This is a genomic window from Gordonia oleivorans (assembly GCF_040044975.1).
Lineage (GTDB): Bacteria > Actinomycetota > Actinomycetes > Mycobacteriales > Mycobacteriaceae > Gordonia > Gordonia oleivorans.
This window is the reverse complement of sequence record NZ_JBDZDI010000007.1, coordinates 24,838-50,786: the sequence shown is the minus strand read 5'-3', so window position 1 is coordinate 50,786 and position 25,949 is coordinate 24,838. Positions and strand designations below refer to the sequence as shown.

The following is a 25,949-nucleotide window of genomic DNA, read 5'->3' as shown; positions in this document are numbered from 1 at the left end:
ATTGGATCGTGACGACAACACCCGGTGCCCCCAGTCCGATTTCGACCCTGCCCAACCTCCGTGACCTCGGCGGCTATCCCGCCGGCGCCGGCAGCGTCCGGACCGGAATGCTGTACCGGTCGACCGATTTCTCCTCGATGGCGTCGGCCGACCTCGCCGAGTTCGAGAAGCTCGGCGTGCGCACCATCTACGATCTGCGGTCGAGCGTGGAGCGGACGGCGTTGCCGGACCCGGATCTCCCCGACGTCACCGACGTCCACCTCGACGTGCTTGCCGACGCCGGCATGGCCATCCCGGCCAACATCGGAAAGTTCCTCTCCGACCCCAAGACCGTGGCGATGGCAACCGCGGAACTCAAGGGCGGCAAGGCCCAGGAACTCATCTCCGGAACCTACTCCGAACTGGTGAATCTTCCGAGCGCACTGACCGGCTACCGGACGTTCTATCGCGGGCTGCTCGGTGAGCATCCCGAGCCGTCACTGTTCCACTGCACCACCGGCAAGGATCGCACCGGCTGGGCTGCGGCGTCGTTTCTGACCCTGATGGGTGTGTCCAAAGGGGATGTCTACCACGACTAGATGCTGACCAACGACCGCCTTGTTCCCGCCCTCAAGCCGTTGTTCGACCAATTCGCGGCCGAGGGCGGCGATCCCGACATCCTCCTGCCGATCCTGGGCGTCGACGCCGTCTATCTCGACACTGCCTTCGCGACCGTGACGAAGGAGTACGGCGACATCGAAGGCTACTTCGCGCAGGGTCTGGGTATCGACGAGTCGCAGCAGAATTCACTACGGGAGCGCTACTCGGTCTGACACCGCCCCGGGCATGTGGTGGTCAGCCTCCATCCCCACAGGTTTGTCGATCCGCAGATTCCGGGGCCGGTTCCCGGCGTGAACGGTTTTGTCGGTGCCCGTCTCTACAATGATGGTCAGATCGAAGAGAGCTTCGACGGTCATCTTGTTCGAGGGGGCGAGGGTGAGCACCATTCCATGGAGCGCGCGGATTCGTGGGGATGTGCGCGATGCGTTGCTGAAGCAGGGGCCGTCGCCGTGGCCGGGGTTGCCGCTGGAGTTTCTGTTCGGGGTGGATCCGGATCGGTTGGATCAGCATTCGATCAACGAAGTACTGGTGGCGATGACCGAGTTGGATCGGTGTCGTTCGTATATGGCGTGGCTGGATTCGTATTTCACCGCGTATGTGGTGAGGTGTCTGACCGATCGCCCGTTGGATGAGTCGGCGGAGTACGCGCAGATCGCGGCCGAACACATCTCCCGGACCCGGAATCTGGCGATGGTGACGACACGGCGGATGCTGGATGAGGCGATCGTGATGGCCACCCGGCTGCCGAAGACCGGGCGGGCATTGCGGGAGGGGCGGATCAGTCACAGTCAGTTCCGGACGCTGATCGATCGCACCAACCTGCTCGATCCGGGACCGGAGATGCATCCGAACACCGCGCTGGTGGATGCGGCGATCGCGGAGCGGTTGTTCGAGCGGACTGGGCAGTGGCCGGCGACGAGTTTGCGGGACATGGTCGACAAGATTGTCTTCCAGCATGCTCCGGATGCGGTGCGGGAACCGCGGAAGCGGAACCTGGACAAGCGGGCTGTGTTCGTCCACTTTGAGGGCGATGGGACCGGGGAGATCACCGGCACCATGTCCGCCGAACACATCACGATCGCGGAGAAGACGATCGCGGCCCTGGCCGACTGCGCCTGCCGGAAGGATCCGCGGACGCGGCGGCAACGTCAGGCCGATGCCATGTACTCGTTGTTGTCGGGGACGCAGTTCACCTGTGACTGCGGCAACGAGGACTGCCCGGCCGACATTCCGGAACCCGGCTGTATTCCGGATGTGCAGATCGTGTTGCACGTCATCGCCGATGAGACCACCGCCGCGGCAATCGAGGAACGCCAACGACAACAAGAACAGCAGGAACAAGATCAGCAGGAACAGCGGAGTTCTGCCGCCGACCGCGAATCCGGGGGTGGTGCAACCGAATCGGTGGTGCAGTCCCGGCGTTCGGAACCGAAGGCCGAACCGGCTCTCGAGCCCAAGTCGACTGCGGATGCCGACACCGATGCGGATGCCGACACCGATGCGGGTGTGGCGCAGATGTCCTTGCTCGAGGAGGGCAGCTCTGACGAGGAGAGTGGAACTGCCGAAACGGAACTCGCCGCGGAACCCGCACGCGGACCCGACACTGAGCGGGAGCCGACCGCGGATACCCGCGCGGGTATGGCGCGGATGTCGATGCCCAAGGAGAGCGCTGCTGCCGATGACCCGCGTCCTGATGCGGCGACCGACACCGACCAATCCGACACCGCGTCAACCGGCAGCGAATCATCCTCTGCCGACACCGAATCGGCCGCCGAGACGCCGATCGACGGCAACCTCGGCTACCTCGTCGGGCAGGGTGCGGTCATCCCCGAGCAGGTCCTCGATCTGATCAGCCGTTTCCCGACCACGATCCGACGGCTGGTGCCCAAGGGCGTCAATCCCGAGGACGTCGAACTCCCGTCGGCGTTGCCGTCGGATCCGTACCGGCTGTCAACGGCATTGGACACATTCATCCGGATTCGCCACGGCGAGTGCGTGATCCCCGCCTGCCGGGGAAACGCGTTCGACGGGGATTGTGATCACGTGCACGAATACGACCACGAGCATCCCGAACTCGGTGGGCTGACCACCCCCGACGGACTCAACGCGAAGTGCCGGGGACATCACCTGCAGAAGACGCACTCCCGCTGGCTCGATGACCAGTACCGGGATGAGAACGGTCGGCTGGTCACGATTTTCACCACCCCGGAAGGCTTGAACATTCCGGGGCCGGCGGAAACCCTCGAAGACTTCTTCGGCGGGTTACGTCGTTACCGGTTCGCCGACCCACCGGCCGCACCACCGACATCACGGGAACCGGGAGTGATTCCCACCAGTACCCGGGATCGGCTCGCCGCCAAGTACGAACGGCGTCGCCGCGAACGCGAACGCAACCGCGCCCGCATCACCGACGGCGTGGACCCGCTGAACCCGCCACGCCCACGACGACGCAAGAAGCGATACCCCGTCGTTCCCGATGACGGCGCACCACCACCCTTCTGAGTGGACGCGAGTGGGTACTCTCTACCGTCATGGCGACGTTGGCGGTGGGTGACGAATGCGCGGGCTATCGCATCCTCCGCCAGATCGGCGTCGGCGGTATGGGGGAGGTCTACCTCGCCCAGCATCCCCGTCTGCCGCGGCAGGATGCGGTGAAAGTCCTCGCGCAGGCGCTGCAGCACGACGTCACCTTCCGCGAACGGTTCAACCGCGAGGCCGACATCGCCGCCGGCCTGTTGCACCCGAGCATCGTTCCCTTGTATGACCGAGGCGAATCCGAGGGGCGGCTCTGGATCTCGATGGCCTACATCGACGGCTCCGACGTCGCATCGATGCTCCGCGAGAACCCGGCGCACCGGCTGCCGCCGACCCTGGTCGGTGAGATCGTGACCGCGATCGCCGATGCACTCGATCACGCGCACGAAACGGGTTTGCTCCACCGCGACGTGAAACCGGCCAACATCCTGGTGACGCGTGACCGCCGACGACGAATCTATCTGGCGGACTTCGGGATCGCCAAGCCACAGGACTCGCAGATGTCGCTCACCGCAACGGGTCTGCTGGTCGGCAGTCTGGCGTACTGTGCGCCGGAACAGGTGCTGGCCACCGAGGAGATCACCGCGGCCGCCGATCAGTACCAGCTGGCCTGTGCAGCATTCGAAATGCTCACCGGCACAACACCTTTTCCCGCTTCGAATCTCGCATCCGCGGTCCATCACCACGTGAGCACGCCACAGCCGCTCGCGTCGCAGCGGTGCCCGGAGGTCCCGCGAGCGGTGGACGGCACCTTCGCGCGGGCCATGGCCAAGCGGCCGGAACAACGGTTCGCCTGCTGTGCCGATTTCGCCGACGCGCTCACCGCCGCATTGAGTGATGCCGATGCCTTTGTGCCCCTGAAGAATTCATACAATGCTCCGACTCAGGTGGCGACACCACTCCCGCTCCCGATCTCGACCGCACCCACCCCGCACAACCCCACCCCACAGAACGCCCTCCCGCACAACCTCTTCCAGCAGCACGCCACCCCGGGTGAGCCCGGGTCGCCGATCCGCTGGGCGGGCCGACCACTGACCCCCGAGCAACGCCGTGGCCTGGCCTGCGGTGCCTACTTCGCACTGACCTCGGGCGCCGACGCCGTCGACGCCCTGGAGATCCACGAGACGCCGCGCGCGATCCGCCGCGCGCTGCGAAAGTCCTGGGCGGTCACCGATTCGCAGACCGCCTTCGACATGGTCGAGTCGATCGCCGAGGGCCTCATCACTCCCGACTACGATTCCGTCCTCGGTTTCATCGCGCCGAACGGACTGCCACGCAACCATATTCGCGTCGATCCGGCGCAGCTGTCGGCGTTCGCCGCCCATCACCCCCACATCCCGGCCCACCGCATCACCACCTGTGTGCAGGTGGCCACCGGTTCCCGTGCGCTACCGCTCGCCGTGCCGATCACCACGGCAGCATGGGAGATCGGTCAGTGCGTCGAACTCGCGCGCATGTGTCTGCACGTCGGCTTCGGCGACGAGGACTGGGTTCACCAGTTGGTCCTGTCGCTGGGGGAGCGCGCCGCCGCGGCCTACCCGGACTGGAACGACTTCGCGGTCGCCTTCGAGTGGGGTCGGGCGCTGGCGTCCGCCGAGAGTGGAACCCGCCCAATCGAACTCGCCGACGAATCGTGCGCTCGCACCCGCCCGGTGCTCGGTCGGTTGCTCACCGATCCGGGGAGTCCGTGGCTGCGGACCCCGCTGCGCGGCTGATACCGCGACAGCAGCCCGGATCAGCGGAACACCGGATCAGCGGAACACCATGCACGTCGTCGAACCGTGTGCGACGAGCTTGCCGTCGGCGGTGAACACCTTGCCCTCGGCGGTGGCGGTCCGCCCGCCGACGTGGATGACGGTGCCGATTCCGGTGAGGTCGTCGGCGTCGAGGGGGACCGATCGGATGTAGTTCACCTTCAGTTCGAGGGTGGTGTAGCCGACGCCGGCGGGCAGGGTGGTGTGGATGGCGCAGCCCATGACGGAGTCGAGGAGGGTGGCGCAGATGCCGCCGTGGACAGTGCCGAGCGGATTGGAGAAGTCGGGCTTGGGGGTCACCACGAACTCGACGTCGCCTTCGTCGATGCGGACCGGTCGCATGCCGAGCAGCCGGCCGATGCTCGGTCGTTCGTCGGAGCCGAACTGCCAGGCGCGCAGCAACTCCAGTCCGGACAGTTGCGCGGGATCGCTGTCGGGAGTGTTCGTCGTCGTCATGATTATGTATGGTTGCATAAAGCAGCGTGATTATGAAGGTGTGCATAGGAGCTGATGCTCGATGGACGACCAGTCCACCGAAATCCTCACGACCGCGACCCGGGAGCGTGGACCGCGGGAGCGGATGGTGGTGCACGCCGCCGACCTGATCGGTCGCGACGGTGTGGCGGCCACCTCGATCGGCGACGTCATCACGGCGAGTTCGGCTCCGCGTGGTTCCATCTATCACCACTTTCCCGGCGGAAAGACGCAGCTGATGACCGAGGCCGTCCGCTACGCGGGCGAGTTCGTGGCCACCCGCATCGGATCGCAGCATCCGGGTTCCCCGGCCGAGGCCGTCATCGGGGTCGGCGACGTGTGGCGTCGGATGCTGGTCAACACCGACTACCAATTCGGATGTCCGGTGCTCGCCGGCGGCCTCGCCCGCCGCTCCGAGCCGGCCGTCGCCGACGAGGCCGAGGAGATCTTCGGCAACTGGATCCGGCTCATCGCCACCCGGCTGGTCGCCGAGGGCGTCGATCCCGACCGCGCCGACTCGCTGGCGATTCTCGTCGTCTCCGCGATCGAAGGGGCCGTCGGACTGTGTCAGACCCAGCGCAGCGTCGAACCGCTCGACCGGGTGATCGGGGAGCTGGCCCGACTGTGTGACGGAGCCGCCCGGCCGTAGCGGGCCCGCCCCCGGATACACCCGGACAAACCCCTCGAACTCCGGTGTTCGGATGCGGCGTAGTAGGTTCTTCGCCAACGACTGTCGCGCCGATCACATCGGAGGAGGTGGTGTCCTCGTGACGCCCGTCTATCAGGACGCCCTCGGTTCCGACTTCGACCGACTGCACCCCAACGTGGCGTGGCGTTACAGCATCGACTCGACCTCGAATGTCGCCCAGATGGGCACCGGCATCCTCGAGTCGGTGTACATCACCTCCGCGCTGCCGCCGCCGTTCTTCTGGTACTACGGCAAACGCAACGCACTGCCGTCCAAGTCGAGCCGGATGGTCCCCTTCACCCAGGGCCACTACTGCTACCGCGACGAACTCGGCCGCGAATGTCTGGCGGTCCTGCGCTCCTTCGACTACACGTCGGGATCACGCAAACTCAACTCCCTGCTCGTGTCGGGGGCATCGGGCCTCGTCGACTACTTCGGCGACGGTCCCGAACTGCTCTATCCGATCGAACCGTCGGTGACCGCCGCGGGTGAACTGCTGCTGGAGAGCGGCCCCCTGCGGTGGCTGGGTCGCGGGCCCAAGGTCGGCATGCGGGGTCTGTTCCGTTCCCAGATGAAGTACATCGAGGGGTGGGACGAGCAACACCAACGGTTCCGGTGCGACGCGACCGTCCGCAACCCGGTCATCGGCGAGATCCTGCATTTCCGTGGGTGGTTCACCGTCACCGACGTCGCCTGCGGATTGCGCGACATCCCCGACGAGGCGTGGCCGCTGAAACTCGTCGATCGCGAGGCCTGAAGGGTAGGTTCTGTCACATGGCTGTCACTGCGAAAACCGAGTTCGATGTTGCTGCGCCCCCGTCGGTCGTGATGGAGGTGCTGCTGGACGTGGAATCCCTGCCCGACTGGTCCGCACCGCACAAGGCGGCCTCGATCGTCACCTCCCACGACGACGGCGCACCCGAGCAGGTCACGATGACGGTGTCGGCGGCGGGCATCAACGACGATCAGACCGTCACCTACACCTGGACCGACAACACCTGCGCGTGGACTCTGGTCGAATCGAAGATGCTCGCCGAGCAGCAGGGCATCTACACCGTGACGGCCAAGGGCGACGGTGCCCACGTCGAGTTCGAGTTGGAGATCGACCTCAAGGTCAAACTTCCCGGGCTGATCGTCAAGCGCGGGCAGAAGACCGCGGTCGAGACGGCGAAGAAGGGTCTGACCGCCGAGTCGGAGCGTCGCGCCAAGGCCTGAGTTTCCTCCATTTGCCAACGGGGCCAGGTGATTTCGTATCTCCTGGCCCCGTTGGCGTACCTGCCGGGAGACGGCTGTGCCGGGTGTGGGCAAACGTTGTCGTTCCGTGACCACGGCGCCGATCGGCGGGCCGAAAAGCGGGAGTAGGCTGAGCGAGGTCTGGCCATCTGGTCCAACACATCCGATACGGCGAGGAGGCCGATTCACTGTGCGATTCCACGGATTGACAGCGCGTGCACTGGTGGTGGCTGCGGGGAGTGCAGGCGTGATCTGGGGAATGCATCTCGGTGGCGGTGACGCCTCCGCAGTGACCTGCCAGGCCTCGAATGGCCATGAGGTGCAACGCATTCAGGGAACCAGCGGATGTGGCGCGCGGTCCGGTGCGGGCAGCACCGCGAGCGCGCAGGAGACCGGCGGCGGCACCGCGGTGGCGGTCGCAGACCGCGGCGGACGCGCCACCGCGATCAACCAGCAGCCCGGATCGTCGGCGCTGGCCGGGGCGACCACCGGCGGGACGTCGTACTCCATCACCACCGGCCCCAAGGCGCTGTCGGTCGCCCAGGCACGTGCAGGTGGGTACTCGGTGGCCGTCGGCGGTGTCGGCGGGCAGGCCTACGCCGGTGCCCCGGGCGTGCAGTGCAGCGGCGGATTCGCCGCGGCGGCCGACTCCACCACCGGCCGGGTGTGCCTCAAATACGGGTCGATCAACCTGCGCAATTGACGCGGCAGAAACTGCTCAATCGACACGGCAGAAACCTGCCCAATTGGCGCCGAAGAACTGCAGTTCACCCCTTCGATACACGGCGTTCGTGCGTGCGGCATATCGTTGAGTGGTGACCGAGTTAACCGATCTCGAAACCCTGGGACCCGACTTCAGCAAGCTGAACGGACGCGAGGCCCTTCAACAGCTCGTCGATCTGCACGACACGACCAACTTCGAGGTCAACGACGACGATGACGATGACCCGGTGCTCCTGACGCTGCCCGAACGCAACGTCGTCGACACCTGGCGTGAGGACTACCCGTACGAGGAGCGGATGAGCCGCCGCGAGTACGAGGTGACCAAGCGGCGTCTGCAGATCGAGCTCCTGAAGCTGCAGAAGTGGTCCAAGCAGACCGGACAACGCCACCTGCTGGTGTTCGAGGGACGCGACGCCGCGGGCAAGGGCGGCACCATCAAGCGGTTCAACGAACACCTCAATCCGCGCGGCGCCCGCGTCGTCGCGCTGGAGAAGCCGTCGGAGCGGGAGTCCACCGAGTGGTACTTCCAGCGGTACGTGCAGCATCTGCCGGCCGCCGGCGAGATGGTGTTCTTCGACCGGTCCTGGTACAACCGCGCCGGCGTCGAACGCGTCATGGGTTTCTGCACACCCGAGCAGTACGACCAGTTCATGGATCAGGTCCCGGCCTTCGAGAAGATGCTCGTCGACGACGGCATCAACCTGGTGAAGTTCTGGTTCTCGGTCAGCCCGCTCGAGCAGCGCACCCGGTTCGCCATCCGCCAGATCGACCCGGTCCGGCAGTGGAAACTGTCGCCGATGGATCTCGCGTCGCTGGACAAGTGGGACTCCTACGGCGCGGCCAAGGAGGCGATGTTCGAGAAGACGAGCACCGACATCGCCCCGTGGACCGTGGTCAAGAGCAACGACAAGAAGCGTGCCCGCATCAACGCGATGCGCCACGTCCTGAGCCTGTTCGAGTACAAGGGCAAGAACCACGAACTCGTCGGCACCCCGGACCCGCGGATCGTCGGGCGGGCACGTGACCTCGTCGATGAGTGACGCGGCGTGCGCCCGTCGGTGACGGTCCGCGCCGACCGGTAGCCTCGTCCCGGTGCGAACGTTTCTCAGTGCCCTGCTGACGTTGATCGCGATGGCCGCGATCGTCGTCGCGTTGCCCTCGATGTGGGTGTCGCAGCGGATCGTCGATGACGACGGCTTCGTCTCCGTCGTGGCGCCGCTGGCCCACGACGCCGAGGTCCAGGACTACATCGCCGACGAGATCACCGCGCAGGTGTCCTCGCGGGTGAGCTTCCCCGGGGCGTCGGCGGTGATCGCGCCGGTCGCGGAGAACTACACCAAGAGCCCGCAGTTCCCGGCGGACTTCACCGACCTGGTCCGCCAGGAACATGCCTGGCTCTTCGACCCGGCGCCGAGCGGCTCGGCCGACCAGACGATGCAACTGGACATCACCGCGATGGTCAACCGGGCACTCGAGGGCGCCAACCTGCCGTTCACGGTGAGTGTCGACGGTCCGATCCAGGTGGAGATGACCGAGCGCGGCCTCGAGGCCGGGCGTTATCACCTCATCGGCACCCAGATCACCACCATCGGATACGTCTCCGTGGCGGTCGCGGTGGTCGCCGGACTGCTCGCGCTGATCATCGCGCGACGTCGGGGTACCGTGCTGATCTGGCTGGGCATCGGTGCGTTGCCGGCCGCGCTGGCGTGTTGGCTGGTGGCGCTCAACGCCACCACCATCGTCGACCGGCAGGTCTCCTCGTCCGGGTCGGACAACACCGTCGTACGCCTGACCACCGACGCCCTCGCCGACGACCTCACCCAGTGGTCGGTGATCGCGGCGATCGCCGGGGCGGTGGTGATGGTCCTCGGCCTCATCGCCCGTGTCGCGTTCCGCGGACCCGCCCGCATGTAGATCCGCGGGGTGAGACGTGAGCGCATGGACGAGGCGAGTCGCGGGCGCGGCGTGGCGGCAGGTCCGCGGCGCCCCGCTGACGTTCGGCTGGCTGATCATCCTGTTCGTCACCACGTCCATCCAGCATTCGCTGACCCCCAGAGAACTCCACGACGCTCTCGGTGACCGCTCGACCAACATCGCGAACCTCACGAGCGATCCGCTGGAGGCCTTCCACGTCCTCGTCGCCAGCCTGTTCTGGATCGACGGGGAGTGGTGGTTCCCGTACCTGATCCTGTTCCTGGTGTTTCATCGGCCCGCCGAGCAATGGCTGGGGTCGGTGCGGTGGTTCGTCGTCGGGTTCAGCGCGCACGTCATCGCGACCTTCCTCAGCGAAGGCGCACTGGACCGGGCCATCGACGACGGACTGCGCAGCCCGTCGATGGTCAACGTGCTCGACGTCGGGGTCAGCTACTTCCTGGCCGGGATCGTGGGCGTGCTGGCCTATCGGATCGTGCGGCCGTGGCGGTGGGTGTACCTCGCCGGCGTGGCGCTCGTCTACGGGCTGCCGCTGGCCGAGCAGATCACCTTCACCGGGTTCGGACACGCCGCGTCGGTCCTCATCGGTCTCGCCTGGTACCCGATCACCCGGGGACGCCCTGGCGCGCAATGGGATCCGGTCGCGAGCCTGCGGCGGCTCAGACGCGGGCCAACAGCCACGGCAGGTCCGCTGCGTAGATATCGCGCGGACCGCCCAGGCACGCGGCGACTCGATCACTGACCTCGACGCCCGCGGCCCGATAGGTGTCCACGGCACGCCGCAGATCGTCCACCGGGGTGACCGCGATCGGTGACACGTTGGAGTCGCAGCGCGTCATCCGCAGTGCCGCCGTCGGTGTCGGTGAGGTCGGCGTCGCCAGCGCCGCGGCGGCGAAGGCGGGCTGGAAGTCCGGGTCGTCGTACGGTGAATGGCCCGGCAGGAACAGCGCACTCAGCGGCACCCCGCCGAGGGTCATGTAGGTCGGTGTCGCACACCCGGAGCGGAAGACCTCGGCGATGCCGCGACCCACCGGGGTGAGCTTCTCGTCGATGCGCATCTCGGGATGCCCGACCTCGAGGCCCAGCAGGTCGGCGAAGGCGAAACCGGATCCGACCCCACCGTCGTTGGCGCGGATGAAGTTTCGATGATCGGGCACCATCTGCCCGATGACGATCGCCGGGATGTGCAGTTCCGGCGCGTAGGTCGCGGCCTGTTCGGCGGACACCGCGGCGGCCTGGCTGCCACCGCCCGACGGCCCGAAGATGCCGATGGTGCTCGACGCGGTCAGTCCCGACCCGGGGATCTGCAGGGCGGCCCGCAGGCCGTCGAGCATCGAGTGCCCGTCGAACCGGGGCAGCAACGTCGGGGCCGGTGCGACGCCGTCGCTGGCGAGGTCGGCGACGAACACCGCGTGCCCGGCGCGCAGCGAGGCGACCGTCGAGTTGACCGGTGCGATGCCGACGGCACGGTCGAGGACGGAATCACGGGTGAGTGTGGTGGTCGGCCGGCAGTAGGCGCCCATGCTCTCGTCGGAGATCCCGATGCCGATCAGGGAGCGGTGCCCGTCGGGTGTGCTCGCGGTCATGGTGTCCGGCGGGATGAAGAACGAGCCACTCGCGGTGGTGCGGCCCCCGCGCGGGCCGGTGGTGACATACAGCAGCCGATAACTGCGGGTACCCGGAACCTTCTCGGCGATGCCGGCCCCGGACGTCGGTTCGATCCGCACGATCGAGCCGAGGCGGGCGTCGGGTGCCGGTGGCGACGTGGCGTAGAACGGATCGGGCGCCGCATGCGCCGGACCCGGGATCAGCGCTGCCCCGACGGCCACCGTGATGAGCGCGAAAGCGCAAGCGAGACAACGACGAACAGAGAAACGAACAGACGAACCAACAGCAGACACAGTGCACAATCCCCCGATTGAGTGCGATGACAACCGCTCACGCTACGTGATCGGTGGTCATCGACGCACCCCGGTGTGAGCGGTGGCACAACTGCCGGGGTGCGTCGGGGGAGGGCTACTTGCGGCCGGCCTTCCAGTTCAGGCCCCATCCGTAGGCCTGATCGACCTTGGACTGCGACCCGCGGATGTAGCGGACCTCACGGTTGATGACGAGCTCGCCGCCGCGGTTCTCCAGCATCGCGATGGCGCACGAGATCGCGCTCTGATCGGCCTCGTCGAGATGCACCTCGATCTGCGGGCCGTTGGCCGGGAACAGGGTGACCACGCCGTTGGCGGCGGCCCAGTTGGGTGCGCCCTCGTAGATGTAGGCGAAGATCAGGATGCGGCGGATCTGATTCGACGCCGACAGGTCGATGTACATGTTCTCGCCGCCGGTGTTCGCCCCGGAGCGGTCGTCGCCGTCGAGCCAGATGATCGGGCGGCCCTCGTACGGCGCCTGGAAGGCGTTGCCGAGCGCCTGCACGATGCCCTTGCTGCCGTCGGTGAACTCCCACATGCAGGCCAGGTCGAGGTCGACGCCGGCCGCGCGACGGAAGAGTCCGCCCTTGCTGGAGGTCCAGTTGAGGTTGATCCGCACCTGCCCGGTCGCCGATCCCTGCTTGGTCAGCGAGACGCTGGGCGCCGACTTGGTCAGCGTCACCTTGGACAGGGAGACCGGCGGTGCGGCCGGTGGCTGCTGCTGATACGGCTGTGCCTGCGGCGGTTGCTGATACGGCTGCTGGCCCGGCTGTGCCGGATACGGCTGTGCGGCAGGTTGTGCCGGATACGGTTGTGCGGCAGGTTGCGGCGCAGGCTGCGCCTTCGGTCGCTTGGTGTAGTCGATACCCATGGAAGTCCCTCGACCCCTATCTTCGTCGAATCCTCGATGATCACTGATGTCCGATTTGAGTGTGGCCCAGCCTAGCGAAACGCGGTGAACGCGGGGCGGCGGTCAACTCAGAGCCGTGCGCGTGCCGCCGGGCCGAAGTGCGCGGCCACGGCCAGCGTGTCCGGCGAGACACGCTGGCAGGCCGCGACGGCGATATGCGCGGGACGTGCGGCGGAGCCCGGAATCCGGTAGCCGCCGTCGATCTCGTATCGCGTGTTGGTGACCTTCTTGCTCACCGCGGCCGGGTCCTGCGGATTCTCCGGAGGTGCATCCGACCGAATGACGACCATCACCTCGGTGACACCCGGCGGCCACGTGAACGTCAGCAGGTCACCGGTCACCACCACGTCGGTGATGTCGGGGAGATCGGCGGCGGTGGCGGCCGGCGACAGGGTCGGCGGTGGGGCCGGCGACGGTGGTGCGGGTGGTGGTGGGATGCGGGACGGGGGTGTGCGGGTGGTCGGTGTGGTGTGGGTGGGGGCGGGCGGGTTCGCCGCGGCCGACGACACCGCCGGTGCCGAGTGCATCCCGTCGACGGAGGCGGTGACCTCGTAGCTCGGCAGCCCCTCCGACGGGCGGGTGCCGCCGTCCTCGAGTTCGGTGGTCGCGGTGCGGCCCACCACCTGTCGGCGGCCGGTGCGATCGACACGGGTGACGCGGTAGGTCGCACCGGGCGTCGGCGACGGTTCCCACGCGACGACGACCGCCCCGTTGGCGAAGGCCGCGTGCACATTCGACGGTGGTGCGGGGGTGGTGTCGGGCGCGGCCGTCGGTGGTGTGGCGGACGTGTGGGCGGGATTAGGTTGTGGGGCAGGGGGAGTCGGGGCAGGGGGATTCGGGGCAGGGGGAGTCGCGGGAGCTGGTGCTGCGGGCGTACGTGACGCGCGGGCGATCTCGTCGGCCACGGCGTCGATCTGGCGTCGCGCGGCGTCGTCGTCGCCGGCGAAGGAGCGGGCCTGATCGCATCGTGTGCGGGCATCGTCGAGGTTGCCCTTGCGCAGTGCCTGACGCGCGGATCGGAGGGACCGTTGCCAATCACCTTGGGGCGGTGTCGGTGTGGGTGTGGGTGTGGGTGTGGGTGTGGGTGTTGGTGCCGGTGCCGGTGCCGGTGCCGGTCGTGTCGGTGTCGGGGGTGGTGGCGGCGCTTCGGTGTCCACCTCGCCGTCGAACTCCCGGGTGATCTCGTCGATGAGGCGCCGCGCATCCCGGGTGCCGAGGCCGAGGTCGCGGGCCTCTTCGAGCATGTACTGCCGGTCGTCGGGGTGCAGACGATCCTCGACGAGGATGGCGGCGCGAATACGGGGCCGCAGGTGTGCGCCCACCGATTCCCGCACCGAGGCCAGGTAGGCGTCGGCGAGCGCGGGGCCGCCGAGCAACACCTCGTTGATGGTGATCAGCAGCTCGTCGATCAGCGCCCGCATCCGCCCGGCCGGGAGTTCCCGTGCGCGGCTTTGCAATGCCTCGGCGCGCAGGGTGATCTCGGTGAGGTTGGCGGCGTCGTCGGTGTCGAGGCCGAGCACGGCGAGCAGAGTGTGTGAGGCGGGGCCGCTGCCGCGGCGGCTGAACTCGGCGAGCAGTTCGGTGATCTGGGCCAGCCGGTGCGCCGACAGTGCCGGGGCGGCGGGGGCGGTGGTCTCCGGCGGTGCTGCCGGGGAATCGTCGATGACCCGGTGCCGACGGACGCGGGTGGCGACCTCGTCGGCACTGAGTCCGCCCATCGCGCCGATCTCGTCGAGGCCGCCGCGTTTGCTGGTCGGGATGCCGCCGTAGCGGCCGATCAGGCGCTCGATCGCGTTGTCGAGCAACGCATATCGATCCTCGTCGCGGCGCCGACGGCGGTCGGTGATCATCCGGGCCTCGGCGATCCGGGACGCGGATTCCCGCAGCGGTGCGCTGCGTTGCGGATGTTCGGCGACGAGTTGCTCGACGAGGACCCGGTATTTGGGGTGATCGCGATGCTTCTGCCAGAACGCCCACACCTCGTCGAGTCGTGTCCGGACCGCGTCGTCGGTGAGATCGGCGGCCTGCTCGAGCGGAAGGTCGTACAGCTCAAAGGAATCCGACTCGTCCACCCCGCCGCGGCGTTCGACCGCGGCCAGTACGCGTTTGCGGTAGTCGTTCCCGACGAACGGCTGCATCCCGCTCAACCGTCCCGGCGCCGGCTGCGGTGTACCTGGTCGAGCTCGCGGGCCACCTCCGACTGTGACAGCGTCGCACCGGTTTTCGCGGTCAGGCGCAGCGGGAGGTCGGCGTCGACGTGGTGGGCGGTGACGATCAGGACACCGTCGAATCCCATCTCGAAGGTCACCCGTACCTCACTGTTCTCGTCGTAGCCCGAGGGGATGTCGTCGATGGCGCCCTCGATGAGCACCTTCGCGTCCTGCGGGAGCGGGGAGGCCTGCTGCCCGAGTTGCTCCATCACGGTCAGTTCGATGCGTCGCTGATCAGCACGGACGGTGCCGAAGGAGCGGCGCACCCGGATGGGCAGCGGCTGATTGCGGTGTACCAGCCACGTCACCTCGAGGTCGCCGCTGCGGCCGCTGACGGCGAGGATGCCGAAACCCCGGGACACGACGGTGTCGACGGAGATCTCCAGCATCCGCCGGACGCCGGCCACCGGCATCGCGAAGGCCTGCGCCACCCGTGATGCGGCCGCCTCGATGTCGGCGGGGTCGGCGTCGAAGATGCCGCCGTGCGCGGGCAGCCGCCCGCGGGTCTGCAGGTCGGCGGCGACGAGACGTTCGATCTCGAGTTTCTCGCCGTAGATGGCGGCGCCCTTGGCCACCGCGAGATCCGGATCGGACAGTTCCGGGACGATGCCCAGCGCGGTGGTGAGTTCGCGTGCCACCGCGGGCATCCGGGACGAACCGCCGACCAGCAGGATGCGGTCGACGCGGGTGACACCGCGGTCGCGGGCCGCGGCCAGACACGCCTTGGTGAGGTCGATGGTGCGGGCCAGCAGCCCTGCGTTGAGATCCTCGAGTTCGGCGCGGGTGACGGTGATGACCGACCGCTGGCCGTCGTGCGAGACGATCACCGACGTCGACTCCGCCTCGGTCAGTTCGTGTTTCGCGCGTTCGGCGGCCAGGATCAGCGACTGCGAACCGGCCGAGTCGTCCAGGGGATCCTCGGCATCGGGGTGTTCGGCGCAGAAGGCCCGGGACAGGTGCAGGGCGAGACGCTCATCCCAGTCGGCGCCGCCGAGTTGGTGATCACCGTCGACGGCGAGCACCGAGATCCGGCGGTCGGCCAGTTCGATGACGGTGGCGTCGAAGGTGCCGCCGCCGAGGTCGTAGACGAGGACGGTCTCATCCGGTGTGCCCTTGGCCAGGGCGTCGGTCAAACGACTGAATCCGTACGACAGGGCCGCGGCGATCGGCTCCGACAACACGCCGGCCACCTCGATGTCGGCATAGGCACCGGCCTGGATGGTGGCGCGGCGCTCCTCGTCGCCGAAGTAGGCGGGCACGGTGATGACGGCCCGTTCCACCTTCTGGCCGGCGAACTCGGCGCTACTGGCCAGCGATTTGAGGATCAACGCCGAGATGGCGGGCGCCGACCAGCTCTGACCATGCGCGACGAACCGCCAGTCGGCGTCGCCCATCCGCCGTTTGACCAGCGTGCACACGTTGTCCGGGTCGAGTCGCGCCTGCCGGCGGGCCGCCTCGCCGACGATGTGGTCGTGCGCCGAGGGCAGCAGGACCACCGACGGCGTGGTCGGCGAACCGTTCCAATCGGCGATGACCGACGGCCTGCCGTCGGAATCCATCGCCGCGATGGCAGAGTTCGTCGTCCCCAGGTCGATCCCGTATACGCCCACGGTCGGCGATCGTAACAGCGACCGAGACGCCCCGAGGGTGGTCGAGCGAGGGCGGGCGGTGTGATTACGCTACGCGGATGACCACAGGTGCAGAAGGCGGCGGGCTCGCCGAGCAGCTCCGCAGTCTCGATGAGCAGGTGTCCGATCTGGCACGGGTGATCGCGCGTCAGGCGCAGACGATCGAGCGGCTCGTCGACGCCGACGCGAAGCGGGCGGCCGCCGCCACCGCGGACCTGCCTTTGCTCGTCGAGTTGCTGGCGTTGTACTCCGATGCCGCGGCGTGCGCCGAGGGTGCCGACGGCGAGACCGATCGGGCGGGCTTTGTGGCGTTGCGTGACGGGCTCGATCGGCTGATCGCGGGACGCGGCGGCCTCGTCGTGGTGCCGCGCGTCGGGGATGCGTTCGACGTCGCCACCATGGACGCCGTCGACACCGTCCCGACCGAGGGCGACGCGCAGTCGCGGACCGTCGCGCAACTGCTGCGTCCGGGACTGCGTGTCGGGGAGCGGTCGGTGCGGCCGGCGGCGGTCGTCGTGTACCGCTGAGTCGGGCTACTGCTGAGTTTCGGTGCCTACTCGGCGGTTCCGATGGTGCGCCACAGGAATTCGTAGGCCAGGGCGGTCTTGAAGGCGGACTGCTTGTTGTCGGCGGCACCGCCGTGGCCGCCCTCGATGTTCTCGTAGTACGACACGGTGTGGCCGTACTCCTCCAGTCGCGCAACGAGTTTGCGGGCGTGTCCGGGGTGTACCCGATCGTCGCGGGTCGACGTGGTCACCAGGATCGGTGGATAGGTGCGGTCCTTCGCGAGGTTCTGATACGGCGAGTACTCGCTGATGTAGGCCCACTCGTCCGGGTTGTCGGGGTCGCCGTACTCGGCCATCCACGAGGCCCCCGCGAGTAGCAGGTGATAGCGGCGCATGTCGACCAGCGGGACCTGACACACCAACGCGCCGAACAACTCCGGGTAGCGGGTGAGCATCACGCCCATCAGCAGGCCGCCGTTGGAGCCGCCCTGCGCGGCCAACTGCTCGTGCGTCGTCAGGCCGCGGGACACCAGATCTTTGGCGACGCCGGCGAAGTCCTCGTAGACCAGGTGGCGTCCGGCCTTGAGTGCCTGGGTGTGCCACGACGGCCCGTACTCGCCGCCGCCCCGGATGTTGGCGATGACGTAGATGCCGCCGCGGGCGATCCAGCTGCGTCCGGCCAGCGCGAGGTAGCCGGGGGTCAGTGAGTTCTCGAAGCCCCCGTAGCCGTAGAGCAGGGTCGGTCCGGCGCTGACGTCGGTGCGGCGGATGACGAAGTAGGGGATGGCGGTGCCGTCGTCGGAGGTGGCGAAGAACTGTTCGGCGACAACCACATCCGCGTCGAAGAAGGCCGGAGTGTGCTTGATGACGGTGGTCTCGCCGCCGGACTCGCCGTGCAGCAGGCTCGGTGGTTCGGTGAACGACGTCGCCGACCAGAACACCTCGTCGGTGTGGTCGGGGTCGGTGTCGAGGACCGACACGGTGGCCAGATCCGGCAGGCCGGGCTGCTCGACGGGCGTCCAGTCACCCAGGGTGAGGACGGTGACCTCGGTGTGCACGTCATGCAGGGTGAGCATGATCAGGTGCGAGCGGGTGAAGGTGAACGACTGCAGGCTGGTGTGCGCGTCCGGGGTGAACAGCACTGTGTGCGTGCGGTTTCCGGTGAGGAAGGCCGGGTAGTCGAACACCAGAAGGGTGCCCGCGGCGCGTACCACGCCGTCGACCTCCCAGTCGGTGCGGGGTCGCACGAACATCGCGTCGTGGTGCACGACGAAGTGGGCGTCGGTGGGGATGTCGATGAGAATTGTTTCGGTGCCGTGGGTTTCGGGGTTGCGCAACTCGTAGGCGAGTTCGTTGAAGAAGTCGGTGGCGCGACCCACGAAGTGACGTTCGTGACCGGGCGTGTGATCGTAGACGGCGCTGACCGCGACGTCGGTGACCTCCCCGGCGAACACCGTCGGTGCGTCGTCGAGGGCGGTGCCGCGGGTCCAGCGTTTGATGATCCGCGGATACCCGGACGTCGTCAGCGATCCCGCGCCGTCGGGTTGCGGGCCGAAATCGGTTCCGACGTAGACGGTGTCGCGGTCGATCCAGGAGATCGACGACTTGTTCTCGGGTAGCGCGAAACCGTCGTCGACCCAACTGCGGGAGGCGACGTCGAATTCGCGGATCACCGCGGCGTCGGCACCGCCCCGCGACATCGAGATGAGGGCGCGGTCGTAGTCCGGCCAGTTCATCGTCGCGGACTTCCACACCCAGTTCTCGTCGTCGGTGGCGGCGAGGGCGTCGACGTCGATGAGCACGTCCCAGTCCGGGGAGTCGGTCAGGTAGGACTCCAGGGTGGTGCGTCGCCACAGTCCCCGCGGGTGCGTGGCATCGCGCCAGAAGTTGTAGAGGAACTCACCTCGCCGCCGCACATACGGGATGCGGTCATCGGTGTCGAGCACCTCCAGTGCCTGAGACTCGAGTTCGCGGAACCGGTCGGAGTCGGTCAGATCGGCCAGCGTCGGTTCGTTGTGCGCCCGCACCCACTCCAGGGCGTCGTCGCCGGTGACGTCCTCCAGCCACAGGTAGGGGTCGGAATCGAACTCATTGCTGCTCATGACCGCCCAACCTACTCTGGGCACGGTGACCCGACGCGCCGAGCACGCCGCACCCGAGGAGATCGCCGTACGCGGTGCGCGCGTCAACAACCTGCGTGACGTGGACGTCGACATCCCGCTGCGGACGATGGTCGGGATCGCCGGGGTGTCCGGGTCGGGGAAATCCTCCCTGGCGCTGGGCGTGCTCTACTCCGAGGGCGCGCGGCGATACATCGAGGCGCTCTCGACCTATACCCGCAGGCGGATGGCGCACGCGCCGCGGGCCGCGGTGGATTCCGTCGAACACGTGCCGGCCGCCCTCGCGTTGCGGCAGCGACCCGGCGTGCCGGGCGTGCGCTCGACGTTCGGGACCTCCAGCGAGCTGCTCAACGTGGTGCGACTGATGTTCTCGCGACTGGCCTCGCACCGGTGTCCCAACGGGCACTACGTGCCGCCCACCATCGACGTCGCCGCGGAGGTCCCGTTCTTCTGTCCGGAGTGCGGTGCGCAGGTCGACGCGCCCGGCGCCGAAGCACTGGCGTTCAACTCGGGCGGGGCCTGCCCGACGTGTTCGGGCACCGGCGTGGTCCGCGCCGTCGACGACGCCGCCCTCGTCCCGGACCCGGGCAAGACCCTCGACGAGGGCGCGGTGGTCCCGTGGAACATGTTCGGCTTCAACGTCCAGCCGACCATCGCCCGGGAGTTCGGGGTGCGCACCGACGTCCCGTGGCGCGATCTCACCGACGCCGAACGCGAGATCGTGCTCGACGGCCCCGAGGAGAAGAAGCACATCACCTTCGCCTCCCGGAAGGGCATCCACGACCTGGACTTCACGTTCCGCAACGCACGGCTGACCGTCACCGAGGAACTCAGACGTGCCGACACCGAGAAGCGACTGGCGCGGGTCAGCCGCTTCCTCACCGAGGGGGTGTGCCCCGACTGTCATGGCACCCGCCTGAGTGAGGCGGCCCGTGCCCCGCGGATCGGCGAGCAGAACCTCGCCGACGTCACCGCACTGTCCCTCGATGATCTGCTCGACTGGGCGCCGACGATCCCGCCGACGCTGCCCGCCGAGATGCGCACCATGGCACAGGGATTGGTGGACACGTTGCTCGGCATGGCGCAACGACTCATCGAACTCGGACTCGGCTACCTCACCCTGGATCGTGCCGGGGCCACGCTGTCAACCGGTGAACGGCAACGCGTCCAGCTGGCCCGCGCCGTGCGCAACCGCACCACCGGGGTGCTCTACGTCCTCGACGAACCGTCGATCGGATTGCATCCGGCCAACATCGACGGCCTCCTCGGTGTGATGGATGATCTTCTCGTCGACGGCAATTCGGTGGTCTTCGTCGACCACGACGTGCAGATCCTCCGTCGTGCCGACTGGCTGATCGAGATCGGCCCGGGATCGGGTACCGAGGGTGGACGGGTCATCGCACAGGGCGGCGTGCGTGAACTCGCCGCCGAACCGGCATCGCGGCTCGCCGGGTTCCTGACCGGGGATGAACCCGTCGTGATCCGGGAGAAGTGCTCTCCGGATACGGTTTTCGACCTCGGTACGCTTCATCTGGAGACGACGGCCATCCACACCGTGCACGACCTCGCCGTCGACATCCCGGTGGGACGGTTGGTTGCGGTGACCGGGGTGTCCGGTTCCGGCAAGACGACGCTGGTCCTGGATTCGCTGGTGCCGGCGCTCACCGCACACGCCGCCGGCCAGGCCGCTCGGATGCCGGGCCACGTGCGTCGCCTCGATGTCCCGGAACCCGTATCCGGCAAGAAGATCCGGGTGCATGTCGTGGACGCCACGCCGATCGGCATCAACGTCCGCTCGACAGTCGCGACCTACTCGAAGGTGATGGACGATCTGCGTGATGCGTATGCGGCCACCGATGAGGCCCGTGCTGCGGGGCTGACCGCGTCCGACTTCTCCCACAACACCGGATCATTGGCGTGCCCGCGGTGCGACGGTACCGGTCAGGTATCGCTCGACGTGCAGTTCCTGCCGGATGTCGACATCGTCTGCCCGGACTGCGACGGAAGCCGTTACGGGCCACGGGCCAAGGACTTTCGTCGTGACGGCCTCGCGCTACCGGATCTGCTCGGCCATACCATCCGGGACGCCGTGGGAGTGGTGACGGGACTGCCGCGGGTCACCAGGAGGCTGCGCGCCTTCGACGAACTCGGCCTGGGGTATCTCACGCTCAACGAGGCGACCCCGGCGCTCTCCGGTGGGGAGGCGCAACGCCTGAAGCTGGTGAATCAGTTGCACCGCAATCAGAACGATGCCGTGTTCGTCCTCGACGAACCGAGCGTCGGGCTGCATCCGCTCGACGTCCGCACCCTGCTGGCGGTGCTGACCCGACTGACCGACCGGGGTGCCACCGTCATCGTCATCGAGCATGATCTCGACGTGATCGCCAACGCCGATCACATCATCGACATGGGCCCGGGTGGTGGCACCGACGGCGGACGCATCGTCGCGGTGGGATCACCGGAACAGGTTGCACAGAACCCGGATTCGGTGACCGGACGATACCTGTACCAGCACCTGACGGGGCCGTAGGCCGAGTCCCGCCGACGTGCCGTCGGGCCGGTCGAGCCGCCACCCGCCCGCCGGTCGAGCCGCCTCGTGCGAGCTTGCGAGCCCGTGGCGTGTCCGCCGGGCCGAGCTTGTCGAGGTCGTTTCGACGGAGCTCAACGCAAGGAGACCACGCAACCCGAAGCTGGAAACCGACTGCAGCGCAACCTTACTCCCGCCGGTCGAGCGGCCCATCCCGCCGGTCGAGCCGCCTCGTGCGAGCTTGCGAGCCCGTGGCGTGTCGAGACCACGCAACATGGAGCTGGAAACCGATTGCAGCGCAACATCACCCGACGGCAGTGACCTACCGCGGATAGGTGGTGATGGTCTCCCCGGTGACCGGGTCGCGCCAGATGACAGCCCGATCCGACAGCATGGTGGGGATCAACAATCCCATGTGTTTTCTCTGATGGTCCGGGGTACACAGCGGCATCAGGTTGAATTCCACGGTCCAGCCACCGGTGATCGGATCCTGGTGCACGAATTTCACCAGGTGATCGATCTGGCATTCACTGGCCGGGCGGCCGCAATGCGGGTACCGGCAGGTGCCATCCAACTCGATGATCTTCTCCCGCAACCATGCCGGTATCCGATACGTCAACGCACCCGATGGTGGGAGCAGATGTCCGCCGTGTCCGGTGGGGTCGATCGGTGCCGCGGGGAACGGATCGTCGAGGCGACGCCACGCCGCGGGTATCCGATCGAGTGAGGTGGCGGTGTTGATGCTGGGGATGTCCAGGGTGGGAAACTCGCTGACGGTGACCAGCTGTCCCGAGCTGATCAGCGATCGGGCGTGGGAGTTGTCAATCACGCCGAAGTACTCCAACCGGGCCTCCCGCTGCCCTGACGGGTCGGTGATCAACGACAGCGACAACTGCGAATCGCTTTCGGTGTCGGTGTCGGGTTGCGCCTCTTCGGTATCCGTTGCATCGAAGTCAGCGTCGTCGTCGGTGATCGTCTCGGCATCGTCGGTGACATCGGCGTCACCATCAGCGTCCGACTGTGCATCGTCGGTCGTCTCGAGATCGTCGGTTACGTCGGCGTCCGCATCGACATCGTCGGACGGATCAGTCTCGTCGACGTCGATGTCGAGGTCGGTCAGACCACTCGGCTCCTCCGGCAAGGGGATCGCCCGGGAGCAGTCGCCTCGCCCGCATTCGCACGACAGGTGCGCGCCGGGCAGTCCTTGGATTTCGGCGAATGCCGCGACCTGCACCTGACCCTGACGACGCGGATCACGTGGGCAGATCCGCTCACTGATCATCTTCGCGATCCGCGCCGCCAGGTGGGCACCCATCTCGCCGGGGGCGTAGACGGAGATGCTGCAGTGCCCGTTGGTATCCCGACGCACCCGCACGTTCTGATCGCGTGCGGCGGCTTCCTCGCGCCGGTCGGCGGCACCGTCAGGATCCAGCGCGATCACCATCTCGACGACCTGATCCCGCAATGTCGTATCCGCCTGATTGCGTTCGGCGAGCTGCAGTGCACGGGTTTCGGCGAAGGCGCGGACATCGTCGTCGGACAGGACGCCGATCTCGTTGGCGATGATGCGGATACGTTCCAACGAGTGGTCACCGTCGAGGAACGCGGCGGTCACCGTCGGGAGCGTCGACAGCAGAAAGCTCAGCGTCATCCACGCGGTGGCTTGCGGCACCGAGACACCCAGGGTGGTCGATACCTTGCCGGTGACGGCTTTGTCGACGGCACCGGTGGTGTGCACGTTGGTCTGATGGCCCGAGAGCAGCATCTCGTCGTATACGGTGTGCCCGATCCGCGCCGCCGACAACACTTTCCGTGCGATCACTTGTCGTTCCTGGCGTTGCAACAGTCGGGCGAGTGCGGTGGCCGCCTCGACGGGGAGGTGATCGATCATGGTGGCGTCGTCGGCGGTCATCGACAGTTGCGGGACCTGATTGGTCTGAATCATAGTGTCGGCCATGGTGTTCACCTCCTCTGCTCGGTCGCTCCAACTGAACTGAGTCAAGTGTAGCGAGGGGCACCGACAAGTTCTTCCGGCGTGGAATGTGGTGGGGATGAACGCTGTCGGTTCCCGCAGGGTTGGCTTCGGTTGTCGCTCGGCTGGTTTCGCTTTCGGCATGCGGAAGTGCTCTCGATACGCGACGAGCTCGCTTCGCTCGCGCGGCGCACTCGACCAGCGGGGGTGGCGGAGGTGGCCTCGACCTCGACAAGCTCGGCCCGGCGGATACACCGACTCGCAAGCTCGTCGGCACTCGGCCAGCGGGTGTTGCCCACCGCTGGCCGAGTGGGTCGGAGCTTGCGGAGCCCCGTATCGAGGCCACGTGAGTGGAAGCTGTTGCTTGGGTCGAGCTTTCGGCATGCGGGAGTGGTCTCGATACGCGACGAGCTCGCTTCGCTCGCGCGGCGCACTCGACCAGCGGGGGAGGTATTGCGCTGTCGGGTTGCGGAAGTGGTCTCGACCTCGACAAGCTCGGCCCGGCGGATACGTGACGGGCTCGCTTCGCTCGCGCGGCGCACTCGACCAGCGGGGGTTGCGAAGGTGGCCTCGACCTCGACAGGCTCGGCCCGGCGGATACACCGACTCGCAAGCTCGTCGGCACTCGACCAGCGGGGAAGCTGCTGCGTGCGTTGCGTTGTCGGTTGCGGAGGTCTCGACTCGGTCCTCCGCTATCGCTCCGGACCGGCTCGACCAACGGAAGGGGGCGGCTCGACCAACGGAGAGTGGACCGGCTCGACCAACGGGAAGAGGCGGCTTGATTAGCGGGAAGAGGCGGCTACTCGACCAACTCGGTCGAGGTGGTCTCGATGTTCGGGGGCTCGCGCCGCGCGGGCCGCATCGTGACTTCCAGGACGATCAGCACCAGTATCGCGATCGCCACGGTCCAGATGACGACCAGACCGGTCGGGTAGTTCCAGAACATCAGGATCAGGGCGCCGACGGCGACCACCGTGATGCGCAACGGGATTCGTGCCTGCCAGAGTGTGTGTTCGAACGCGTTGGGGGGCCGCTGCGTACGCTTCGAGTCGAGGGCGCCGACACCACGGGTGAAGGCGCGTCGGGTGGCCAGCGCCGAACGGGAGCCGCCGGCGAGGTACGCGGCGATCGTCACGACGAGGGCGAGGACCGCGACGGCGCGCAGGGCGAATCGCAGCGGCGCGATGACGGTGTCGAAGATCGCCTGGGCGGCGTCGGGGGCCAGGACGTCGGCGGGAACCTCGTTGAGGTAGATCGTCCGGCCGACGAGGATGCCGATCGCCAGCAGCAGCATGCTGAACAGGATGGTGAGACCCACGATGGCGGTCATCCGCAGTCGCCGGCCCGAACCGATCAGGGCGATGGCGGCGAGGGCGCAGGCGATGCCGATCCACGGCAGCACCGTCGCCACCTTGTCGAGCGCATTCACCCAGCGATTGGCCTTGGCCAGCTCCGGCGACCGGAAGATCACGAACTCCTTGTCGACGTTCGGGATGTTCGTGGCGAAGGCGAAACCGCGCTGCTCGAGCCGGTCCTGCACCTGGGTGATGATCGGGCCGAGCTGGATGCTGATGGTGCCGTCGGGGTCGATCTCGACGGCGTCGCGATTCGTGTTGCCGGTCACGGCCGCCACCACACCCTGATGGGCCGCGCGGTTCGCCGAGACCCACAGATCCCGGAAGGTCGGCGACCGGACGAAATCGGTGACGGTCTGGTGAACGAACGACTGTGCCTGCGAGGCGATGACCGGCGCGAGCCCGACCAGCGCATTGTCGAGGTGCGGGCGCTCCGCCGGGGTCAGATCGACGAGTTGCTGCAGCGCCGCCGTCGTCGTCCCCTCGATGTCGACCTGATCGTTGATCTGATCGGTGACGATGGTGATGACCTGGTTCTGCACCGCGGTATTCGACGCCAGCGGCGCGACGGTGTTCACGTAGTGATCGGTGTCGAGGATCTGGCTGCGCACGAAGTGGGTGGTGACCGACAGGATGGCGCACACCGCCACCAGGAGCAGCAGGATGCCCGAACCGATCCGGCGCCACAGCAGTCCGGACGGTCCCTTCCGAACCGTGGTGGGCGTCTCCTCCAACTCGGCGACCTGAGCCCGCAGTCGCTCGAGTTCGGCACGTTCGTCAGGGTCGAGGGGACGTGGCTCCTCCAGGGTCATGCGTCGACGATCCCACGCGGTGCATCGGCGCACACCATCCGGATCGGATGA

General features: G+C 67.5%; 19 protein-coding genes and 1 pseudogene. 12 read left to right on the top strand and 8 right to left on the bottom strand.

What is annotated here, in order from left to right:
* Nucleotides 1-8 precede the first annotated feature (8 nt).
* The 3 genes and pseudogenes from ABLE92_RS12895 to ABLE92_RS12885 all read left to right on the top strand — a co-directional run bounded on the left by ABLE92_RS12895 (nt 9) and on the right by ABLE92_RS12885 (nt 4,850).
* Nucleotides 9-812: pseudogene (locus ABLE92_RS12895) on the top strand (tyrosine-protein phosphatase).
* 163 nt (nt 813-975) lie between these two features.
* A complete protein-coding gene (locus tag ABLE92_RS12890; RefSeq protein ID WP_348805172.1) occupies nt 976-3,102 on the top strand; it encodes a DUF222 domain-containing protein in 2,127 nt (708 codons plus the stop codon).
* Between the two features lie 29 nt (nt 3,103-3,131).
* On the top strand, nt 3,132-4,850 hold the full coding sequence (locus ABLE92_RS12885; RefSeq protein ID WP_348805171.1) for a protein kinase domain-containing protein: 1,719 nt from the start codon (nt 3,132-3,134) through the stop codon (nt 4,848-4,850).
* 36 nt (nt 4,851-4,886) lie between these two features.
* On the opposite strand, the gene ABLE92_RS12880 is transcribed toward ABLE92_RS12885, so the two are convergent.
* Nucleotides 4,887-5,363 (bottom strand): PaaI family thioesterase, encoded by a 477-nt coding sequence (locus ABLE92_RS12880; RefSeq protein ID WP_348805170.1) that lies wholly within the window; start codon nt 5,361-5,363, stop codon nt 4,887-4,889.
* A 43-nt stretch (nt 5,364-5,406) separates the two neighbouring features.
* On the opposite strand from ABLE92_RS12880, the gene ABLE92_RS12875 reads away from it, so the two are divergent.
* From ABLE92_RS12875 to ABLE92_RS12845, 7 genes are all read left to right on the top strand, one after another.
* Nucleotides 5,407-6,012: a TetR/AcrR family transcriptional regulator gene (locus tag ABLE92_RS12875; protein ID WP_348805169.1), complete on the top strand. Its 606-nt coding sequence runs from the start codon at nt 5,407-5,409 to the stop codon at nt 6,010-6,012.
* 118 nt (nt 6,013-6,130) lie between these two features.
* Nucleotides 6,131-6,808 carry a DUF4166 domain-containing protein gene (locus ABLE92_RS12870; RefSeq protein ID WP_348805168.1) on the top strand — a complete coding sequence of 226 codons (678 nt, stop codon included), beginning with the start codon at nt 6,131-6,133 and terminating at the stop codon, nt 6,806-6,808.
* A gap of 17 nt (nt 6,809-6,825) precedes the next feature.
* Nucleotides 6,826-7,266 carry an SRPBCC family protein gene (locus tag ABLE92_RS12865; RefSeq protein ID WP_348805167.1) on the top strand — a complete coding sequence of 147 codons (441 nt, stop codon included), beginning with the start codon at nt 6,826-6,828 and terminating at the stop codon, nt 7,264-7,266.
* A 223-nt stretch (nt 7,267-7,489) separates the two neighbouring features.
* Nucleotides 7,490-7,987 (top strand): DUF6764 family protein, encoded by a 498-nt coding sequence (locus ABLE92_RS12860; protein WP_348805166.1) that lies wholly within the window; start codon nt 7,490-7,492, stop codon nt 7,985-7,987.
* 112 nt (nt 7,988-8,099) lie between these two features.
* Nucleotides 8,100-9,047, top strand: a complete 948-nt coding sequence (ppk2, locus tag ABLE92_RS12855) for a polyphosphate kinase 2 (protein ID WP_348805165.1) — start codon at nt 8,100-8,102, stop codon at nt 9,045-9,047.
* Nucleotides 9,048-9,099: 52 nt separating this feature from the next.
* Nucleotides 9,100-9,921: a hypothetical protein gene (locus ABLE92_RS12850; protein WP_348805164.1), complete on the top strand. Its 822-nt coding sequence runs from the start codon at nt 9,100-9,102 to the stop codon at nt 9,919-9,921.
* Between the two features lie 16 nt (nt 9,922-9,937).
* Nucleotides 9,938-10,681: a rhomboid-like protein gene (locus ABLE92_RS12845; RefSeq protein ID WP_348805163.1), complete on the top strand. Its 744-nt coding sequence runs from the start codon at nt 9,938-9,940 to the stop codon at nt 10,679-10,681.
* Here the strand turns inward: ABLE92_RS12845 and ABLE92_RS12840 are convergent.
* The 4 genes from ABLE92_RS12840 to ABLE92_RS12825 form a co-directional block, all read right to left on the bottom strand.
* Nucleotides 10,599-11,768 carry a lipase family protein gene (locus tag ABLE92_RS12840; RefSeq protein ID WP_348805162.1) on the bottom strand — a complete coding sequence of 390 codons (1,170 nt, stop codon included), beginning with the start codon at nt 11,766-11,768 and terminating at the stop codon, nt 10,599-10,601. The two genes, ABLE92_RS12845 and ABLE92_RS12840, sit on opposite strands and share 83 nt — an antisense overlap.
* A 187-nt stretch (nt 11,769-11,955) precedes the next feature.
* On the bottom strand, nt 11,956-12,729 hold the full coding sequence (locus ABLE92_RS12835) for a TerD family protein (protein WP_348805161.1): 774 nt from the start codon (nt 12,727-12,729) through the stop codon (nt 11,956-11,958).
* Nucleotides 12,730-12,836: 107 nt separating this feature from the next.
* Nucleotides 12,837-14,906 (bottom strand): SaeA-related protein, encoded by a 2,070-nt coding sequence (locus ABLE92_RS12830; RefSeq protein WP_348805160.1) that lies wholly within the window; start codon nt 14,904-14,906, stop codon nt 12,837-12,839.
* Nucleotides 14,907-14,911: 5 nt separating this feature from the next.
* Nucleotides 14,912-16,588 carry an Hsp70 family protein gene (locus ABLE92_RS12825; RefSeq protein ID WP_348805159.1) on the bottom strand — a complete coding sequence of 559 codons (1,677 nt, stop codon included), beginning with the start codon at nt 16,586-16,588 and terminating at the stop codon, nt 14,912-14,914.
* Nucleotides 16,589-16,665: 77 nt separating this feature from the next.
* Between ABLE92_RS12825 and ABLE92_RS12820 the strand changes: the two genes are divergently transcribed.
* Nucleotides 16,666-17,133, top strand: coding sequence for a nucleotide exchange factor GrpE (locus ABLE92_RS12820; RefSeq protein WP_348805158.1), 468 nt, complete (start codon nt 16,666-16,668; stop codon nt 17,131-17,133).
* Between the two features lie 26 nt (nt 17,134-17,159).
* On the opposite strand, the gene ABLE92_RS12815 is transcribed toward ABLE92_RS12820, so the two are convergent.
* Nucleotides 17,160-19,214, bottom strand: coding sequence for a prolyl oligopeptidase family serine peptidase (locus tag ABLE92_RS12815; protein WP_348805157.1), 2,055 nt, complete (start codon nt 19,212-19,214; stop codon nt 17,160-17,162).
* Nucleotides 19,215-19,239: 25 nt separating this feature from the next.
* Here ABLE92_RS12815 and ABLE92_RS12810 point away from each other — a divergent pair, with 25 nt between their 5' ends.
* The gene (locus ABLE92_RS12810) at nt 19,240-21,762 is read left to right on the top strand and encodes an excinuclease ABC subunit UvrA (protein ID WP_348805156.1); all 2,523 of its coding nucleotides are present in this window, start codon (nt 19,240-19,242) and stop codon (nt 21,760-21,762) included.
* Nucleotides 21,763-22,081: 319 nt separating this feature from the next.
* Here ABLE92_RS12810 and ABLE92_RS12805 read toward each other — a convergent pair whose 3' ends face one another.
* Together ABLE92_RS12805 and ABLE92_RS12800 are read right to left on the bottom strand one after the other, a co-directional pair.
* Entirely contained in the window at nt 22,082-23,716 is a 1,635-nt protein-coding gene (locus ABLE92_RS12805) for an HNH endonuclease signature motif containing protein (RefSeq protein ID WP_348805155.1), read from the bottom strand.
* An 814-nt stretch (nt 23,717-24,530) separates the two neighbouring features.
* Entirely contained in the window at nt 24,531-25,898 is a 1,368-nt protein-coding gene (locus ABLE92_RS12800) for a hypothetical protein (protein WP_348805154.1), read from the bottom strand.
* Nucleotides 25,899-25,949 lie beyond the last annotated feature (51 nt).